This is a genomic window from Polaromonas sp. P1_F4 (genome assembly GCF_056405675.1).
In genome coordinates, this window is record NZ_JBFUBP010000005.1 from 130,581 (window position 1) to 148,063 (window position 17,483).

The following is a 17,483-nucleotide window of genomic DNA, read 5'->3' on the forward strand; positions in this document are numbered from 1 at the left end:
CTTAAACGGGTTCGGCCATCCCTTGCGAGGTTGGGCGGCCGGAAAAATCCGTCCATTGCCGCCGCTCGAAGTCGTAAAGCTTGCAGCGGCGCGCCGTGTCGAAGTACCAGTGCCAGGAAAAAGGCTGTACGACGATGTGCCCGGGCAGCCTGGCCTCCAGGACGGCCTGGGCCTGCTTCAGGCGGTACAGCGGCACGCCCATGTCGACGTGGTGGGCGGTGTGTTCCATGATGTGGTGAAGCGCCGCGCCAAAAAACGAGTTGAAGGTCAGGTGCACAGTGGTGGAGACAAAGGGGTTGGCGTCCGACCAGCTTTTTTTGTTGTTGTACCAGGCGATCTGGGTGTGCGTGTGGTGCACGTAGACCACAAAGCCTATCAGGCCGTTCCACACCAGCAGCGGCAGGAAAAAACCGACGGCCAAAAGCCAGAGCACCGACTGGCCGGTAGACCCTGCCGCGATCACAAGGCCTGCGATCCAGGCTGCGGCAGCGGCAGTGACCAGCAAGCTGTCCGCAACAAAAATGCCGCGCCGCGTAGGCATCACGGCTTTGGACGGGAAGTAAAGCCGCTTCCACCAGATTTCCACGAGGTAGTAGAGCCATGGCGCCCAGCCGCTGCGGTAGGCGCACTCCAGCCATTGTTTCCAGACGGGCATGCTTTCATAGGCCTCAAGGGTCGCGGGCTGCCAGACGAAATCAAAGCCGCTGAGGTTGGTGTAGCCGTGGTGCACGATGTTGTGCCCGACATCCCACAGGCTGTAGGGTGTGAGCGACGGCAGAAAAAGCAGGCGGCCCAGCCAGCGGTTGAGTTTGCGATGCGGGGTGAAGCTCTGGTGGCATGCATCGTGGCCGAGGATGAACAGCCTGGCGATCATGAACCCGGCCAGCAGGGCCATGAGCACCTGGATGGCAGGGTGGCTCGCGAGCACCGCCCCGGCCATGCATGCGGCGAACAGGGCAAAGTCCGTCAGGGCCAGCGTCAATGCGAGGCCGGTGTTTTTGGTCGAGATGGGAAGAAGCCAGGAGCGCAGGACTTTTCGGTGCGGGAGGGCGGTGGCTTGATTTGCCTGGATTGCTTGTGACAGGGACATGAGATGAAGGGTTGGCAGCCGGGGCCGCCGACCCGGGGCAATGAGGAAGCCGCCAGCTTACGGCGCGGCCTTCGCGGGGATTTGACGCAGGTCAAGGACAGGGCAAACCGCGCTGCCGGCCGCAACTTGCGCTGCGTTGATCCACATCAACGCAGCCAGGGCGGCAGGGCGGCACAGTGGAGGCCTCACTCCCTCAACCACGCCATGCCCGCTGTATTACCCCAGGCCCTCAAGCGCTTCGACATCTCCGGTCCGCGCTATACCTCCTTTCCCACGGCGGACCGTTTTGTCGAGGCCTTTACCGCCGTCGATCACGGCCGCGCGCTGGACGACAGGCGCGCGCGGGCCGAGACATCGGCGGCGCCGCTGTCGCTGTACGTGCACATCCCGTTTTGCGAATCGCTGTGCTACTACTGCGCCTGCAACAAGATCATCACCAAACAGCACAGCCGCGCCACCGCCTACCTGGGCTATCTTGAGCGCGAAGTGGCCCTGTACACGGCGCGCCTGGGGCAGGGGCAGCCCGTCAGCCAGTTGCACCTGGGTGGGGGCACGCCGACTTTTTTGTCCGACGCGGAACTCGCACAGCTCATGGACATGCTCAGACGCAACTTCGACATCGCGGCCGGTGCGGAAATGGCCATCGAGGTAGACCCACGCACCGTGGACAACACGCGCCTGGCCGCACTGGCGGCTCTGGGCTTTAACCGCCTGAGCTTCGGTGTGCAGGATTTTGACCCCGATGTGCAAAAAGCCGTACACCGCGTCCAGCCCGCCCAGCAGGTGTTCGCGCTGGTCGCGCAGGCGCGTGCGCTCGGGTTTGAATCCATCAATGTGGATCTGATCTACGGCCTGCCGCGGCAGACGCAGACGTCCTTCGCGCGAACCATCCGCCAGGTCGAGGAACTCAGGCCGGACCGCATTGCCCTCTATGCCTATGCCCATTTGCCGGAGCGTTTCAAGCCGCAGCGGCACATCCCGCCGGCGCTGCTGCCCGCGGCTGAGGACAAGGCCGCCATGCTGGCCGAAGCGATGCAGCGTTTGCAGGGAGCGGGCTACCGCTATATCGGCATGGACCACTTCGCGCTGGAGAACGACGCGCTGGCCGTAGCCAGCCGCGAGGGCCGGCTGCACCGCAACTTCCAGGGCTACAGCACCCAGCCCGACCGCGACCTGGTGGGCCTGGGCGTGTCGGCCATAGGCGCGGTCGGCGCCACCTACAGCCAGAATGCCAAAACCCTGGAGGAATACTGCGACTTGCTTGACCAGGGACGCTTCCCGGTCACGCGCGGCTTGGCGCTGAGCCGGGACGACCTGGCGCGCCGCGCGGTGATCATGTCCATCATGTGCCAGGGCCAGGTGTGGTTCGAATCGATAGAGCTCGCCTGGATGCTGGATTTCAAGACCTACTTTTCGGCGGAGCTGGAGCGCTTGCGCGAACTGGAGGATGCCGGGCTGGTGCTGCTTTCCAGCACCGGCATCGAGGTGATGCCCGAAGGCCGGTTCGTGCTGCGCGCGGTCGCCATGGTGTTTGACCGCTACCTGCAGTCCGACCTCAACCGCAGCCGTTTCTCGCGCATTATCTGATCCAGCGCAGCCTATGTCTTACGCCCTCGCCACCACGGCCTTGCTGATGGGAATTGCCGGCGGGCCGCATTGCGCCGTGATGTGCGGCGCTGCCTGTGGCGGCCTGCGGCGCCTGGGCCCGCAGCAGCAGGCGCATTCACCGCTGGTCTTTCAGGCCGGGCGGCTTGTCGGCTATTCAAGTGCGGGCGCGGCGGCAGCGACGGCAGTGCAAAGTTTTGCGTGGATGACGGAACAGGCCGCAGTGATCAAGCCGCTCTGGGTGCTGTTCCATCTGGCCGTGCTGGGCTGGGGAATGATGCTGGTGGTGAACGCCAGTCAGCCGGCCTGGGCCGACCGGGCAGGGCGCTCGGCCTGGTCCAGGGTAGGCGCCGTGGCCGCATCGCGCGGCGGCATGTTCTCGGTGGGCGCGCTGTGGACCTTCATGCCCTGCAGCCTGCTTTATTCGGCGCTGCTGGTGGCATCCCTGAGCGGCGGACCGCTGCAAGGCGCGCTGGCCATGGCGGCTTTTGCCGTGGGCAGCGGCGTCTCCCTGTTGCTGGCTCCGCGGCTGCTGGCCGGGTTGCGGCGCGCCGGCAACGGCCTGGGCGGTCAACTGGGCATGCGTCTGGCCGGTGGGGTGCTGATGCTCGCCGCCGTGTTCGGCTTGTGGGGCGACATGATGCATCGCATCGCGCAGTGGTGCGGGCTCCCCTGAAGCTGCCCGCTTGCCGCTGGCTTGCGCATTGCTTCAGGCGAGGGGGATCGACTCCAGATAACAGGGCAGGTGGCAGGGCCAGTGCAGCTCGCGTTCGATGCGCTGGCGCATGGCATCGGCCGCGGCCGGCTCGCCGTGGGTGATGAAAGTTTGTTTCGGCGCGGACTTGAAGCCGCGCAGCCAACCCATGATTTCAGCGGCATCCGAATGGGCCGACAGATCATCCAGCATCGCCACTTCGGCGCGCACCGGCACGTCCTGGCCGTGGATGCGCACCGAGGGCGCGCCGCCCGCGATGAGCGCGCCGCGCGTGCCGCCGGGCTGGAAGCCGGCAAACACGATGGTGTTGCGCTTGTCGGGCGCGAAGGCTTTGAGATGGTGAACCACACGTCCGCCGGTAGCCATGCCGCTGGCGGCAATGATGACCATGGGGCCGTGCCTGGCATTGAGCAGGCGCGACTCCTCCGGTGACTCGACGATGTGAGCGGTATGTGCCATGGCTTCGCACTCCGCGGGTGTCAGCCGCAGTTCGGCCTTGTGCTTGAGGTACACCTGCGTCGCTTTGGCCGCCATCGGGCTATTGAGGTACACGGGCAGTTTTCGCGTAATCACGCCTTGGGTTTTGAGGATCTCAATGCAGTGCAACAGGCTTTGCGCGCGGCCCACCGCGAAAGCCGGGATCACCACCACGCCACCGCGTGCGGCCGTGCGGTTGATGACCTGACCCAGCGCCAGCAGAGGGTCGGAGTCCTTGTGCAGGCGGTTGCCATAGGTGGACTCCACCACCAGGTAGTCGGCGCCGTCCATCTGCGAAGGCGGCTTGAGCACCAGGTCGTTGGGGCGGCCTATGTCCCCGGAAAACAGGATGGAGCGCGAGCCATTGTCCAGTTGCACGAACGACGAGCCCACCATGTGGCCGGAAGGGGCCAGGCTGGCGTTCAGGCCCGGTGCCGGGTGCCAGTTTTTTCCGCTGGGCACCGGGTGCAGCAGCTTGAGGCAGCGCAGCGCATCTTCGCGTGTGTACAGCGGCAGCGCCGGTGTGTGCTTCGAAAAAGCGTGGCGATTGGCGTATTCGGCTTCCTCTTCCTGCAGGTGGCCAGCGTCGGGCAGCAGGATGCGGCACAGGTCGGCCGTGGCCGGGGTGCAGAACACCTTGCCTTTGAAGCCCTGGCGCGCCAGCAGTGGCAGGTAGCCGCTGTGGTCAATGTGGGCATGCGTCAGGATCACGGCGTCAATGGACGCCGGGGCCACAGGCAGGGCCGACCAGTTGCGCAGGCGCAATTGCTTGTAGCCCTGGAACAGCCCGCAGTCGACCAGCACCGTGGACTCCCCGTACCGGATCAGGTATTTGGAACCTGTCACGGTATCTGTGGCGCCGAGGAATTGGATCTTCATGTCTGCAGCGTAGGTGAAAAAGGTGTGCGGGTATTTGATGTGGCGCAATATCCAGCACGTTGCAATGCCTCGGGGAAACCCGGACAGAAGCCGGTCGAAGCGGATTTTGCTATTGATTTAATAGCTGCTTGCGCCCGTTATGCATGGAGTTCAAGCTGTTTTCTTTCAGAGGCGGCGGCCTGACTCCCGCCTCCTGCCGCCTTCCAGTGTGACGAATACAGCATGGCGCTCGCAGGTCTCGCCATGGCCACGCGCGCGTCTTGCGCCTGCCGCGGCGCTGAGGGCCAGCGCCGCGAAGGCGCGGGCCGCCACAAAGGCCAGGAAGGCCGTGCCGCTCAGGGGCCGGGCGAGCAAGGCACTGACGAAGGCCGGGCGACAAGGCTCCCAGTGCAGACTCGCGCCCTGCGCGGTTCCTGCGGATTCAACCACCGCGTTCTCGTTGGCGCCAAGGCGCACGCGCTGGCCGGCTTCGATGAAATGATCGCCGGGATCGTTGTGGAGCGTCAGCCAGAGCCGGCCGTGCAGCACCGTCAGTTCGCCGCCGCGCCGCGGCAAACGCAGCACCTGGCCGGGCACCAGGCGCCGGATGCCGTTGAGCGATACGGCGCCGTTTGATTTCGCATTCATCATCAGCCTCTTTGGATGTGGCCACCGCCGTCATGGCCCGGCAAGGGCGTGCAGCGCGGGGTTGTCGATCTGGCCGGCAAGCAGCTTCGCCGCGGCCGCGCTCGCACCGTCGCCGAGCGCCGCGCGGTGCAGGCAGGCGCGCACCGTCAGTTCGCGCATGCCGCTACGCGCAGCGAGGTCCTGCATCTCGTTGACCCAGGCCGAGGCCTGGGGCATGGCTTGTGCCACAGCGACATCACACAGCGCGTCGAGGGCATATGCCTTGGCCCACAGGTAGGCATCAGGAAGGCGTACGCAGCGCGCCAGGGCGTCGGCAAGGATTTCGACGGCGCGCTGCGGTTCCCCGCGCGCCATCGCCACGCGCCCCAGGCCTCGGCCGGCAATGCCTTCCCAGCACGGGTCGCCGAGCTGGCAGCCGAGCGCGAAGGCATGCTCGAAGCGGCTCGCGGCGGCATCCACGTCGCCGCGCAGCAGGTCGATTTCGGCCCGCAACGATTGCGGCCACGGCACAAAGGCGGTCCAGCCTTGCCGCGCCAGTGCCACCGAGCGGTCCAGGGCGTCGGCAGCGCCCTCGGGTTCGCCGTGCAGCAGCAGCGCGCGGCCCAGCATGGAAAGCGCGTAGGCAAGTTGCCGGCTGTCGCCGACGGCTGCAGCCAGCACCTCTGCTTCGCGCAGCTGGCTGATGGCGGCCGCGTAATGCGCAGTGTCGCTGAGCGCAGCGCCGTGCACGGTGGCGATGCGCGCTTGCTCCGCCGGGTCGCCGGCTGCCATCGGCGTCGCGCGTTGCAGCCAGGCCAGCGTGCGCTCATAGCGGCCGCGCAGGAATTCGACGTAGCCGAGTTCGCGGCACGCGGCAGCGGCGAGTGCCGGCGAAGCCTCGTGGCCGACCTCCAGTGCTTCGTGAAGCGCCGTGGCGCCTTCTTCGTCGCGTCCGCGGGCGGCATGCACCAGCGCGCCACCCAGGGCCACGCGGGCGCGCGCACGCAATGCCGCGTCGCCGGTGGCATCGGCTTCCACGATCGCGCGGCGCAGGCATTGCAGGCCGGCATCGAGCGCGCCGGCGCTGATGGCGGCTTCACCGGCTTCGAGTTGCGCCAGCGCCGCCGCGCGCCCGGTGGCGGGCCGCGCGGTGGGCACTGCGGTGAGCGTGCGCAGGGCCGCGTCCAGCGTGGCGCCGGGTTGCAGCCCGAGCTCGCGCTGGAACAATTCACGGCAAGCTGCGGCCTGGCGCGCGGCGCCCACGCCGTCACCCGCGGCCGCGAGGCTGCGCACCAGCAAAGCCTGGTAGTTCTCGTCGAGCGGGTTGTGCCGTACCAGCCGGCCGGCCAGTGTGGCTGCTTCCGCCACGGCGCCCGCGGCCATGCGAGCCAGGGCGGCTTCGCGCAGCACAGCCTCGGCGGCGGCCTGAAGGTGGCGGCGCTCCGTGGCGAGCCAGACCTCGAAGGCCGGGCTGCCCGAAAAATTCATGCCTTCCAGCAACTCGTGATCCAGGCCGGGCACACACAGGGCTTGCGCCCAGCTGCCCGACAGCACGGCGCCGAGGTCGACGTAGGTGGCAGGCTCCAGTGATAGCGCCAGCAGATCGCCGCGCAAATCCGCGGTGCCGAGCAGGCGTCGCAGCTCGCTGAGGTTCCAGCGCAGGGCGGCCAGCGGATTTTCGGCATCCTCGAACAGCAGCTGCGCCAGGTGCTTGCGGCTGACCGGCGCGTCGCTGCGGACCAAGTAGGCGAGCAGGCCCCAGACTTTGTGCCCGCGTGGCGCCGGCACGGGCTGGCCTCCGCGCTCCGCCCGTGGCGGGCCGAGCAGGTGGATGGCCAGCCCCAAAGGCGGCGCGTCGTTCGGGGCTGGCGAATTCACCGCTGGGCCTCAGGCTTCGGCGGTGGTGGGGTCTATGGTGGTGGTGACTCGCGAGACAGAGTCCGCCGGAAAGCCGCCTCTGCGCGCGTGTTCCCTCACGAGTTCCTCGCTGGCCGCGTTGTAGATGCAGTACATCTTGCCGCCCGTCACGTAGCTTTGCACCCACTGCACGTCGGGCCCCAGTTCCTGCAGCACGCCGCAGGATTTCTGGGAGATGGATTGCAGCTCGGCGGGCTTCAGGGCCCCGAGTCCGGGGATGGCACGTTCGATCACGAATTTGGGCATAACAGGCTCCGTTAAGTTAGTGGAGACCCGAAGATAGGCAGTGTACGTGTGAGCCGGCGTGTGAGAAAGACACCCGCGTCGAATCAATAAAGGGAATGGCGCGGTGTCGGCCTATCCGATTTGTACCCGTTTTCTTACAAATCGACCGGAGCGGATGCGCTGTTCGTGGATAGCATCGGAGTGTGTGCTCCCTGCCCGGCTGCTGCAACATCCCCCACCTTCAAAAAAACATGATGAATCGCTCCCCTTTGCTCCTTTTGCCACACCGAGTTCTGCGCGGAGCTGCTATTGCGGCTGCCGGGCTGTGCGCGGCCCTGCCGGCCTTTGCCGGCGGCAACACTGAGCCGCTCACCGACATCCTTTCTTCGCCGGGCAGTGCCGGGCTGGGCCTCGTGACCCGGATCGAGCGTTCGCCCTACAAGGATGCCGGCACGCGCTACGACCTGTTGCCGCTTTACCTGTATGAAGGTGAGCGGCTTTTCCTGCATGCCAACCGGGGCGGCATCAAACTGCTCAACGGCACCGAACGGCGCCTGGACCTTTTTGTGGAGCAGCGCCTGGAGGGCTTCCCAACCGAGCGCCTGCCCGCCAGCCTGGCCGGCATGTCGCCGCGCGACTCGGGCCTGGACCTGGGCCTGGCCTACCGCTGGCGCCAGCCCTGGGGAACGCTGCAGGCCGAGCTGGTGCATGACATCAGCAACACCTACAAAGGCAACGAGTTCCGCCTGGGCTACACCTACGACTGGCGATCGGGCCCCTGGATGTTGCGCCCCAGCCTGACCGTGGGGGTGCGCGACGCCAGGCTCAACAATTATTACTACGGCGTGCAGGCCAGTGAGGCAACGGCCGGGCGACCCGCCTATGCGCCGGGTGCGGGTGTGCAGACTTCGATTGGCCTGTACGGCTCCTATGACCTCACCGAGCGCTGGCGCCTGCTGGCCGGTGTATCGGCCACCTTGCTGGACAACAAGACCAAGAACAGCCCCATCGTGCAAAAGAGCGTGCTGCCCGCCGTGTATGTCGGTGCGGCCTATGACTTTGGCGGCCACAAGCGCGAGTGGGCAGAAGAGGGCTCGCCCACTTACTTCAAGCTACTGTACGGCAAGTCAACCGAAGACGGCTGCCACCTGGCCAAGATCATCACGGCGCAGTGCCTGTCTACGGCGAAGGTCAATTCGACCCGTATCACCGGCATTCAGGTGGGCAAGCCCTTCCTGAACAATGTGAACGGCTGGCCGCTCGACTTCATCGGCTACGTGGGCCTCACGCACCACGATGAGCGGGGCCTGCAGGCCAATGGCGTGCAACTGGACCTGTTCATGAAAGCCGTCTACTCGGGCTTCCCATGGAGCGACCGGGTCAAGACGCGGCTGGGCCTGGGCGTGGGCGTGTCCATGGCACAGCGGGCTCCCTACATCGAGTCGTCCAGCCTGGCGGCCAACGGCAAGTCGGCCTCGCGCATGCTCAATTACCTGGATCCGACCATTGATGTGAGCCTGGGCGACCTGATCGGCTACCGGCCGCTCAAGGACACCTTTATAGGCTTTGGTGTGTCGCACCGCTCCGGCATTTTTGGCTCGTCGCGCCTGCTGGGCAATGTCAACGGTGGCTCCAACTACATCTACACCTACGTCGAAACCGCACTCTGAGATCTATTTGCTATTGATTTAATAGCTGCTTGCGCCCGACCATAAAGGCTTGCAGCCTGATTTGATGAAAATCAGGCGTAGGCTACCCGGGCCGGCGTGGCCGGCTGGTTCTGCACATTGCTGGCGGCAATCACGCCGCCACCCAGGCAGACATCGCCCTGGTAGAGCACAGCTGACTGGCCCGGCGTCACCGCCCACTGGGCATCGGCAAACACCAGTTCGCAGGCCGCGCCGGTAGCGCCGAGCAGTTCGCAGGGCGCGTCGGCCTGTCGGTAACGGGTCTTGGCGGCCATGGCGCCGGGCGCCGGCGCGTTGCCGGCCACCCAGCTGCAGTCCTGCGCCTGCAGCACGGTCGATTGCAGCCACGGGTGGTCATGACCCTGCACCACCCACAGCGTGTTCGTTTCAAGGTCCTTGCGCGCCACGAACCAGGGTTCATGCTCTCCCACGCCGCGCAACCCGCGTGCCTGCACGGCCTTGAGCTCGGCTCCCTTGGCTTTCACACCACCTATGCCAAGGCCCTGGCGCTGCCCCAATGTATAGAAGGACAGGCCCACATGCTCACCGAGCACGCGGCCCCTGTCGTTCTTGATGGGGCCGGGTTCTTTGGCGATGTAGCGATTCAAAAATTCGCGGAAAGGCCTCTCGCCGATAAAACAGATGCCCGTGGAGTCTTTTTTCTTCGCGTTGGGCAGGCCGATCTCGTCGGCAATGCGCCGGACTTCGGTCTTGCGCAGTTCGCCCACCGGGAAGAGCGTCTTCGACAGCTGTGCCTGGTTCAGGCGGTGCAAAAAGTAGCTCTGGTCCTTGGCCGGGTCCAGGCCCTTGAGCAGCTCGTGCAGGCCGGTGGCTTCGTTGTGGCGAACCCTGGCGTAATGCCCGGTCGCGATTTTTTCGGCGCCCAGGCGCATGGCATGGTCCAGAAATGCCTTGAACTTGATTTCGGCGTTGCACAGGATGTCGGGGTTGGGCGTACGGCCAGCCTGGTATTCGCGCAGGAACTCGGCGAAGACGCGATCCTTGTAGTCGGCTGCGAAGTTGACGTGCTCGATCTCGATGCCGATCACGTCGGCCACGGCGGCGGCGTCGACAAAATCGATGTTGGATGAGCAGAACTCGCTGTCGTCGTCATCTTCCCAGTTCTTCATGAAGATGCCGATAACCTCGTGCCCCTGCTGCTTGAGCAGGTGCGCCGTCACGGCGGAGTCCACGCCTCCGCTCAGGCCAACAACGATCCGTTGCCGCTTGCCGTCGGGGCTGTGTGTGTTGATTTGCGGGGTGCCCATGGCTCTATTGTAAAAAGATGAAAGCGTTTGCGCCTGTCTGGGCTTTTCGGCCCTGCTGGCCGTGCGGCCGGCGGCACAATGGAATGCCCTTTCTTGCAGGAGCTGCCACTTTGCAACGACGTCAATTTCTTTCCCGCACCGGGCAGGCCATCACGGCCGCCGGTATCGCCACCGGTCTGCCATGGCTTTCGTCACTGGCCCAGGCCGCGGGCCTCAAACCCGTGGGCAAGGCCCAACCCTTCGACTACGCGGTGCTCAAGGGCCAGGCGCGCGATCTGTCGGGCAAGCCCTACCGGCCCCGGTCGGTGGCATTGCCGGCCGGTATTTCGGATTTGACCTGGGACCAGCACCAAGCCATACGCTTTCGGGACGACCATGCCTTGTGGGGCGATGACAAGCTGCGTTTCGTTGCGAAGTTTTTCCACCTCGGCCTGTACTTCAAGACGCCGGTGCGCATGCACGAAGTGAGCAACGGCCAGGCACAGGAGTTGGCCTATGACCCGGCCATGTTTGATTACGGGAAAAGCGGCGTGCGGGGCGACAAGCTTCCCGCCGACCTCGGTTTTGCCGGCTTCCGGCTGAATTTCCACACCGATCCGGTGCGTGACGTGGCGGCCTTCCTTGGCGCAAGCTACTTTCGCGCGGTAGGCGGTGAATGGCAGTACGGCCAGTCGGCGCGGGGCCTGGCCATCGACACGGCGCAAACTTTCCCGGAAGAGTTTCCGGATTTCATCGGCTACTGGCTCGAAAAGCCGGACCCGAAAGCGGCCTCACTGACCGTCTACGCCCTGCTGGATTCGCCGAGTGTCAGCGGCGCCTACCGCTTTGTGATCACGCCGGGGGACACGCAGATCATGGACCTGGACGTGGCGCTGTATCCGCGCAAAACCATTGACCGCATGGGCATCGCGCCGTGCACCAGCATGTTCCAGACAGGCGAAAACGACAAACGCATGGGCTGGGACTGGCGCGGCGAAATCCACGACACCGACGGTCTGGCCATGCACAGCGGCACGGGCGAATGGCTATGGCGCCCCTTGACCAACCCGGCGCAATTGCAGTTCAACGCCTTCCAGGACGAGAACCCGCGCGGCTTTGGCCTGATGCAGCGCGACCGCAACTTTGACCACTACCAGGACGACGGCGTGTTCTATGAAAAACGCCCGAGCCTGTGGGTTGAGCCCAAGGCGGGCTGGGGTGCGGGCGCGATACAGCTGGTGGAAATCCCGACCGTGGATGAAACCTTTGACAACATCGTGGCCTTCTGGAACCCCAGGGACAAGCCGCAGGCAGGACAGGAGTTGCTGTTTTCCTACCGGCTGCACTGGGGTGGCCAGCCGCCCGCCGTGCAAATGCCGCTGGCGCGCTGCGTGGCCACACGTACCGGCCTGGGCGGCGTGGTCGGGAAAAAGCGCACGGCCTTCACCTGGCGGTTTGCGGTTGATTTTGCCGGCGGCGATTTTTCGTTACTGAACCCCGGGGTCCAGGTCAAAGCCGTGGTTACCGCTTCGCGCGGCACGATTGAATTGACGTCAGCCCGGCCGCTGGAGGCCATCAAGGGGTGGCGCGCCATGTTCGACGTGCGCCCCGATGGCGACAGCACGGCACCCATCAACCTGCGCATGCATTTGCAGGTCGACGGCCAGTCATTGACGGAGACCTGGTTGTACCAGTGGACGCCGCCGCCGGTGGCGCAACGAGTTCTTTATTGAGGCCTGCGCTGGCCGTCGGCGGGAAAGCGGGTTCCCGTTGGCGCCGCCAAATCATGCATGGCCGCGGTGCTTCCTACTTCTGGTTCAGCGGTGCATGCACGCTGGCATCCGTGGTCACCAGATCAAGCGGGAAGCGCCTGCCTGCCAGATAATCTTCCATGCAGGTCAACAAGAGAGGGCTTCGGTGCATGTGAGCGCTCGCTCTTATTTCGTCGGCCGTCAGCCAGACCGTGCGCACAATGCCTTCATCCAGCGCCTGGCCCGCCACGTGCTCGCCCAGTTCGCCGCAGAACGCAAAGCGCAGGTAGGTGATGTCTTCGGATTCTTCCTGCCCGATGAGGGCTCGCTCAAAGCGGGAGAGATAGACACCCACAATGGCGGTGGGCGTGAAATGGAAGGCGGTTTCCTCCAGCGTCTCGCGCACGCAACCCTCAAAGGGACTTTCACCGGGATCCAGGTGGCCGGCGGGGTTGTTGAGCTTCAGGCCGTCCCGCGTTTCCTCTTCGACCAGCAGGAACCTGGAGACGCCGTCGATCTTTTTTTCAATCACCGCAGCGACCGTGACGCTGGGCTTCCATCGTTTAATCATGCGCCGGATTATCCGTGGCCTTGATGACCGGGGTCCTGACCGGCCGGCCAGGTATGTTTGCTAGCCGAAAATCCGGCAGCGAAACTCTCGCGCAAATGTGCCACAAGGCATTGCACCGCCTTGGGCACTTGCTGCGACCAGGGCCTGAGGGCGTAAATGCGCTCGCCGAAAAATCCCTGCACCTGCCACTCGGGCAGCACCTGCACAAGCGGCGACGGCGATGGCTCCTCGCTGCCACCTGCGGGTGCGCTGAAATCCGGCAGCAGGCCGATGCCGAGGCCCGCCACCAGCGCTTCGCGCAGCACTTCGCTGTTGTTGGCCTTCAGTGTGCCCGTGATGTTCACGCCGACCTGCTCGCGGGATTTGCGCTTGCCGCTGCGCACGAAGGTCCAGCTGGCGGTGTTGTGGTTGCCCAGGTAGAGCAGGCAGTCGTGCGCGGCCAGGTCTGACGGCTGCTCAGGCACGCCGCGCCGTGCCAGGTAGTCGGGGCTGGCCAGCAGGATGGAGCGCGTTTCGCAGAGCACCCAGGCTACATGGGTGTCGGGCGGCGCATTCGTGTGACGTATCGCCAGGTCGAAGCCTTCATTGGCAAGGTTGACGAAGCGGTCGGTGAGTTCCAGTTCGATATGGATTTCGGGGTAGCGCTTGAGGAAGGCCGCCACGCAGGGCGCCAGGTGCTGGCGCCCGAGCGCGACAGGTGCTGTCACGCGGATCAGCCCGCGCGGGGTTTCCACCAGGTCCTTCACGGCGGAATAGCTCTCGCTGATGCGGTTAAACGCCGGCTGCATGTCGTTCACCAATTGCTGGCCGGCCTCCGTCAGGCCTACGGAGCGCGTGGTGCGCCGCACCAGCGTCACGCCGGCGGCGCGCTCCAGCTCACTGATGCGCATGCTGGCCGAGGCCTTGGACATCCCGAGGCGGCGCGCCGCTTCGGTAAAGCTGCGTGTAGCCGCCAGGATGGTCAGCAGGTGAAGGTCGGCGACGAGGGGCGATAGCTGGTCGGAAGACATAGATGTCGAGGCGGCCTATTGTTCAGAAATATGAACAATGTAATCACAAAACAGGGCATTATCAATTCGGCTGCGCAGCCCTAGACTGCGGTTAACCCCCAACGGCCAGTCCGGTGCCGCCACCTTTCAAGGATTGCAAATGTCTTTATCCCCTGCTGCCTCCGCTTCACAAGCCACCATCGGCCACTACCTGAATGGCCGTGTGGCTGCCCCATCTTCAGGGCGCAGCCAGGAAGTTTTCAATCCCGCGACGGGCGCCGTGTCGGGTTATGTCGCGCTTGCCAGCGGGGCGGAAGTCGATGCTGCCGTGGCGTCAGCCCGGGCCGCATTTGCCGCCTGGGCTGACACACCGCCGCTGCGCCGCGCACGCGTGCTGTTCAAGTTCCTGGAACTGCTCAACCTGAACAAGGACAAGCTGGCCCACATGATCACCGCCGAGCACGGCAAGGTGTTCACCGACGCCCAGGGCGAGGTCTCGCGCGGCATCGACATTGTTGAATTCGCCTGCGGCATTCCACAGCTGCTCAAGGGCGACTTCACCGACCAGGTTTCCACCGGCATCGACAACTGGACGCTGCGCCAGCCGCTGGGTGTGGTGGCAGGCATCACGCCCTTCAATTTCCCGGTGATGGTGCCCATGTGGATGTTCCCGGTGGCGATTGCGGCGGGCAACTGCTTTGTGCTCAAACCCAGTCCCATCGACCCCAGCCCCAGCCTTTTCATGGCCGACCTGCTCAAGCAAGCAGGCTTGCCCGACGGCGTCTTCAACGTGGTGCAGGGCGATAAAGAGGCGGTCGACGCCCTGCTGGTGCACCCGGACGTGAAGGCCGTGTCCTTTGTTGGGTCCACACCGATCGCGAACTATATCTACGAAACCGGCGCACGCCACGGCAAGCGCGTGCAGGCCTTGGGCGGCGCGAAGAACCACATGGTGGTCATGCCCGACGCCGACCTGGAGCAGGCAGTGGACGCATTGGTCGGCGCGGGGTACGGCTCGGCCGGCGAACGCTGCATGGCGATCTCTGTGGCTGTGCTGGTCGGCAATGTGGCCGAAAAACTCATTCCCATGCTGGAAGCGCGCGCCAAAACACTGGTGATCAAAAACGGTGTGGAGCTTGACGCTGAAATGGGCCCCATCGTCACATCGGCCGCGCACCAACGCATTACCGGCTATATCGACACTGGCGTGAAGGAGGGCGCCAAGCTGCTGGTGGACGGCCGCACCTTCACGGGCGCCAAGGCCGGTCCGGGTTGCGGCAAGGGCTTCTGGATGGGTGGCACGCTGTTTGACCACGTCACGCCCGACATGCGCATCTATAAAGAAGAGATTTTTGGCCCGGTGCTGGGCTGCGTGCGCGTCAAGGACTTCGCCGAAGCGGTGGACCTCATCAACGCCCATGAGTTCGGCAATGGCGTGAGCTGCTTTACCCGCGACGGCCATGTGGCGCGTGAATTCAGCCGCCGCATCCAGGTCGGCATGGTGGGCATCAACGTGCCGATCCCGGTGCCCATGGCCTGGCATGGCTTCGGTGGCTGGAAAAAGAGCCTCTTTGGCGACATGCACGCCTATGGCGAAGAGGGCGTACGCTTCTATACCAAACAAAAGTCCATCATGCAGCGCTGGCCCGAGAGCATCGGCAAGGGCGCCGAGTTCGTGATGCCGACCGCCAAATAGAAATAGCACGCCAGCCATCAAGGCAGACCGGCCCCAACCGCCATGTATTGGTGCGCGGGGCTTTTTTTATTGCGTGGCTTGACTCGGGTCAAAAACTGTAGACTGCCCTGACAAAAAATTGCAGGAATCTCATGTAAGCTTCATGACAGGTACAAAAGCGGATACGCAGACAAAGACACCGAGACAGATCGCGCGCAAGCCCGCCTGCGGGCTGACGTCAACCAAACCAACACCAACGTACTGAGGAGAGACCCATGCTCATTGGGGTACCCGCCGAAATCACGGCCGGAGAAACACGTGTCGCCATCACGCCTGAAACGGCCAAAAAGCTCAAGGCACAAGGGCATACCGTCCGTGTGCAGTCCGGCGCCGGGGTGGCTGCCAGCGTTCCCGATGAGGCCTACACGGCGGTCGGCGCAGAGATCACCGACGCGGCGGGCGCTTATGGCGCTGATATTGTGCTCAAGGTCCGCTGCCCGCTGGACAGTGAAATGGGCCTGGCCAAAGCCGGCGGTGTGCTGGTCGGCATGCTCAACCCCTTTGATGCCGCCGGCCTGCAGCGCCTGGCTACTGCCAAGCTGACGTCCTTCGCGCTGGAGGCCGCGCCGCGCACCAGCCGTGCGCAAAGCATGGACGTGCTCTCGTCGCAAGCCAATATCGCCGGCTACAAGGCAGTGATGATGGCTGCTGCCGAATACCAGCGCTTCTTTCCCATGCTGATGACGGCGGCCGGCACGGTCAAGGCCGCGCGAGTGGTGATCCTGGGCGTGGGCGTGGCCGGCCTGCAGGCCATTGCTACCGCCAAGCGCCTGGGCGCGGTGATTGAAGCCAGCGACGTGCGCCCGAGTGTCAAAGAGCAGGTCGAATCGTTGGGCGGTAAATTCATCGATGTGCCCTACGAGACTGACGAAGAGCGCGAAGCCGCAGTCGGTGTGGGCGGCTATGCCAAACCCATGCCGCCGAGCTGGCTCGAGCGGCAAAAAGCCGAAGTCGCCAAGCGCGTGGCGCAAGCCGACGTGGTCATCACCACAGCGCTGATCCCGGGCCGCCCGGCGCCCGTGCTGGTCACCGAAGACATGGTCAAGGCCATGAAGCCCGGCAGCGTGATCGTCGACCTGGCCGCACCGCAAGGCGGCAACTGCCCGCTGACCGAACCCGGCAAGACGGTGGTCAAGCACGGCGTGACGCTGATCGGCCAGACCAACGTGCCGGCCCTCGTCGCGGCGGATGCCAGCGCGCTCTATGCCCGCAACCTGCTCGACTTCCTCAAGCTCATCATTACCAAGGAAGGCACGCTCAATGTCGACCTGGAAGATGACATCGTCGCGGCTTGCCTGATGACGCAGGGCGGCGAGGTCAAGCGCAAATGAAGCCGGTTGTTCGTCTGCTGGTGCTGCTGGCGGCTTTTGCCTCGCAAGGCATATTCGCGCAATCGGTAGGGCGCACGGAGATCAAGGATTTGCCCAAGGGCTGGAGGCAACTGGCGACGTATGAGCTCAAGGGGCTTTCGGTGGACAGCGGGACCAAACAAAATATTCCGATGCAGGGCAGCACTTTTGTGAGCGAAGCGGGCAATATGCTGCTGGTGATCGAGAGCACGACCGGCGGCCATCGCACCACTCTCAAGTGGCTCACCATGAAGTGCCCTGCCTCGAGGGAGAACTATTTCACCAACGACTATGGTTCGAACCAGAGCCCCCGCGATACGAGATGCCTGGTGGTCAATGCCCGCTACTCTGACAAAAAATACCTGGAACAGGTTTCCCCGCAGGCTGCCAGCGCAGTTAAAGAAGAAAACCTGAAATTTGAAAAAGGCCAGCTTGTTCGCACCTGGAGCGGCTTGAGCGGGGGCACCTATCTGAAGGTCTACCTGTTCAAGAACTCGCCATTCAAAACGGCTTCAGGCGCGGATGCGAGCGAGCAGGAGCTGGTTACCTTCGGCGAATCGCTGCAAAAGGCAGTTTACGACTCCACCCTGTCACTGGGCGGTGAACTCCCGCTTCAATTACTCAACACCATCAAGTAAC

15 protein-coding genes are annotated in these 17,483 nt (G+C 64.4%); 7 read left to right on the plus strand and 8 right to left on the minus strand.

Annotated elements, in window-relative coordinates; translation table 11 throughout:
- Position 1: 1 nt before the first annotated feature.
- Positions 2-1,090, minus strand: coding sequence for a fatty acid desaturase (locus AC1DYQ_RS12330; protein ID WP_477687026.1), 1,089 nt, complete (start codon positions 1,088-1,090; stop codon positions 2-4).
- Positions 1,091-1,294: 204 nt separating this feature from the next.
- On the opposite strand from AC1DYQ_RS12330, the gene hemN reads away from it, so the two are divergent.
- Complete coding sequence (gene hemN, locus AC1DYQ_RS12335) at positions 1,295-2,677, plus strand: oxygen-independent coproporphyrinogen III oxidase (RefSeq protein ID WP_477687027.1); 1,383 nt, start codon at positions 1,295-1,297, stop codon at positions 2,675-2,677.
- Positions 2,678-2,690: 13 nt separating this feature from the next.
- A complete protein-coding gene (locus AC1DYQ_RS12340; protein WP_477687028.1) occupies positions 2,691-3,371 on the plus strand; it encodes a sulfite exporter TauE/SafE family protein in 681 nt (226 codons plus the stop codon).
- A 33-nt stretch (positions 3,372-3,404) separates the two neighbouring features.
- Here the strand turns inward: AC1DYQ_RS12340 and AC1DYQ_RS12345 are convergent, their stop codons facing one another.
- The 4 genes from AC1DYQ_RS12345 to AC1DYQ_RS12360 all read right to left on the minus strand — a co-directional run bounded on the left by AC1DYQ_RS12345 (position 3,405) and on the right by AC1DYQ_RS12360 (position 7,535).
- Positions 3,405-4,766, minus strand: coding sequence for an MBL fold metallo-hydrolase RNA specificity domain-containing protein (locus AC1DYQ_RS12345; RefSeq protein WP_477687029.1), 1,362 nt, complete (start codon positions 4,764-4,766; stop codon positions 3,405-3,407).
- Between the two features lie 165 nt (positions 4,767-4,931).
- Positions 4,932-5,393 carry a DUF2917 domain-containing protein gene (locus tag AC1DYQ_RS12350; RefSeq protein ID WP_477687030.1) on the minus strand — a complete coding sequence of 154 codons (462 nt, stop codon included), beginning with the start codon at positions 5,391-5,393 and terminating at the stop codon, positions 4,932-4,934.
- Positions 5,394-5,423: 30 nt separating this feature from the next.
- The gene (locus AC1DYQ_RS12355) at positions 5,424-7,250 is read right to left on the minus strand and encodes an AfsR/SARP family transcriptional regulator (protein ID WP_477687031.1); all 1,827 of its coding nucleotides are present in this window, start codon (positions 7,248-7,250) and stop codon (positions 5,424-5,426) included.
- Between the two features lie 9 nt (positions 7,251-7,259).
- Positions 7,260-7,535 carry a DUF4242 domain-containing protein gene (locus AC1DYQ_RS12360; RefSeq protein WP_477687032.1) on the minus strand — a complete coding sequence of 92 codons (276 nt, stop codon included), beginning with the start codon at positions 7,533-7,535 and terminating at the stop codon, positions 7,260-7,262.
- Between the two features lie 233 nt (positions 7,536-7,768).
- Between AC1DYQ_RS12360 and AC1DYQ_RS12365 the strand changes: the two genes are divergently transcribed.
- Entirely contained in the window at positions 7,769-9,184 is a 1,416-nt protein-coding gene (locus AC1DYQ_RS12365) for a MipA/OmpV family protein (protein WP_477687033.1), read from the plus strand.
- 71 nt (positions 9,185-9,255) lie between these two features.
- Here AC1DYQ_RS12365 and mnmA read toward each other — a convergent pair whose 3' ends face one another.
- The gene (gene mnmA, locus AC1DYQ_RS12370; RefSeq protein ID WP_477687034.1) at positions 9,256-10,470 is read right to left on the minus strand and encodes a tRNA 2-thiouridine(34) synthase MnmA; all 1,215 of its coding nucleotides are present in this window, start codon (positions 10,468-10,470) and stop codon (positions 9,256-9,258) included.
- Positions 10,471-10,580: 110 nt separating this feature from the next.
- On the opposite strand from mnmA, the gene AC1DYQ_RS12375 reads away from it, so the two are divergent.
- Positions 10,581-12,182: an OpgD/OpgG family glucan biosynthesis protein gene (locus AC1DYQ_RS12375; protein WP_477687035.1), complete on the plus strand. Its 1,602-nt coding sequence runs from the start codon at positions 10,581-10,583 to the stop codon at positions 12,180-12,182.
- Positions 12,183-12,255: 73 nt separating this feature from the next.
- Here the strand turns inward: AC1DYQ_RS12375 and AC1DYQ_RS12380 are convergent, their stop codons facing one another.
- Together AC1DYQ_RS12380 and AC1DYQ_RS12385 are read right to left on the minus strand one after the other, a co-directional pair.
- The gene (locus AC1DYQ_RS12380) at positions 12,256-12,771 is read right to left on the minus strand and encodes an NUDIX hydrolase (RefSeq protein WP_477687036.1); all 516 of its coding nucleotides are present in this window, start codon (positions 12,769-12,771) and stop codon (positions 12,256-12,258) included.
- A gap of 8 nt (positions 12,772-12,779) precedes the next feature.
- The gene (locus AC1DYQ_RS12385) at positions 12,780-13,781 is read right to left on the minus strand and encodes a LysR family transcriptional regulator (protein WP_477687037.1); all 1,002 of its coding nucleotides are present in this window, start codon (positions 13,779-13,781) and stop codon (positions 12,780-12,782) included.
- A 139-nt stretch (positions 13,782-13,920) separates the two neighbouring features.
- Here AC1DYQ_RS12385 and AC1DYQ_RS12390 point away from each other — a divergent pair, with 139 nt between their 5' ends.
- From AC1DYQ_RS12390 to AC1DYQ_RS12400, 3 genes are all read left to right on the plus strand, one after another.
- Complete coding sequence (locus tag AC1DYQ_RS12390; RefSeq protein WP_477687038.1) at positions 13,921-15,456, plus strand: CoA-acylating methylmalonate-semialdehyde dehydrogenase; 1,536 nt, start codon at positions 13,921-13,923, stop codon at positions 15,454-15,456.
- 254 nt (positions 15,457-15,710) lie between these two features.
- On the plus strand, positions 15,711-16,826 hold the full coding sequence (locus AC1DYQ_RS12395; protein ID WP_477687039.1) for a Re/Si-specific NAD(P)(+) transhydrogenase subunit alpha: 1,116 nt from the start codon (positions 15,711-15,713) through the stop codon (positions 16,824-16,826).
- Complete coding sequence (locus tag AC1DYQ_RS12400) at positions 16,787-17,482, plus strand: hypothetical protein (RefSeq protein WP_477687040.1); 696 nt, start codon at positions 16,787-16,789, stop codon at positions 17,480-17,482. The genes AC1DYQ_RS12395 and AC1DYQ_RS12400 overlap by 40 nt, the downstream gene beginning before the upstream one ends.
- The last annotated feature ends 1 nt before the right edge of the window (position 17,483 follow it).

Bases quoted from the DNA above. Each gene is read 5' to 3' on its own strand.
- AC1DYQ_RS12390 (WP_477687038.1), top strand. From the start codon at position 13,921: ATGTCTTTATCCCCTGCTGCCTCCGCTTCACAAGCCACCATCGGCCAC.
- AC1DYQ_RS12360 (WP_477687032.1), bottom strand. From the start codon at position 7,535: ATGCCCAAATTCGTGATCGAACGTGCCATCCCCGGACTCGGGGCCCTG.
- AC1DYQ_RS12345 (WP_477687029.1), bottom strand. From the start codon at position 4,766: ATGAAGATCCAATTCCTCGGCGCCACAGATACCGTGACAGGTTCCAAA.
- AC1DYQ_RS12340 (WP_477687028.1), top strand. From the start codon at position 2,691: ATGTCTTACGCCCTCGCCACCACGGCCTTGCTGATGGGAATTGCCGGC.
- AC1DYQ_RS12330 (WP_477687026.1), bottom strand. From the start codon at position 1,090: ATGTCCCTGTCACAAGCAATCCAGGCAAATCAAGCCACCGCCCTCCCG.
- hemN (WP_477687027.1), top strand. From the start codon at position 1,295: ATGCCCGCTGTATTACCCCAGGCCCTCAAGCGCTTCGACATCTCCGGT.
- AC1DYQ_RS12380 (WP_477687036.1), bottom strand. From the start codon at position 12,771: ATGATTAAACGATGGAAGCCCAGCGTCACGGTCGCTGCGGTGATTGAA.
- AC1DYQ_RS12350 (WP_477687030.1), bottom strand. From the start codon at position 5,393: ATGAATGCGAAATCAAACGGCGCCGTATCGCTCAACGGCATCCGGCGC.
- mnmA (WP_477687034.1), bottom strand. From the start codon at position 10,470: ATGGGCACCCCGCAAATCAACACACACAGCCCCGACGGCAAGCGGCAA.
- AC1DYQ_RS12395 (WP_477687039.1), top strand. From the start codon at position 15,711: ATGCTCATTGGGGTACCCGCCGAAATCACGGCCGGAGAAACACGTGTC.
- AC1DYQ_RS12385 (WP_477687037.1), bottom strand. From the start codon at position 13,781: ATGTCTTCCGACCAGCTATCGCCCCTCGTCGCCGACCTTCACCTGCTG.
- AC1DYQ_RS12365 (WP_477687033.1), top strand. From the start codon at position 7,769: ATGAATCGCTCCCCTTTGCTCCTTTTGCCACACCGAGTTCTGCGCGGA.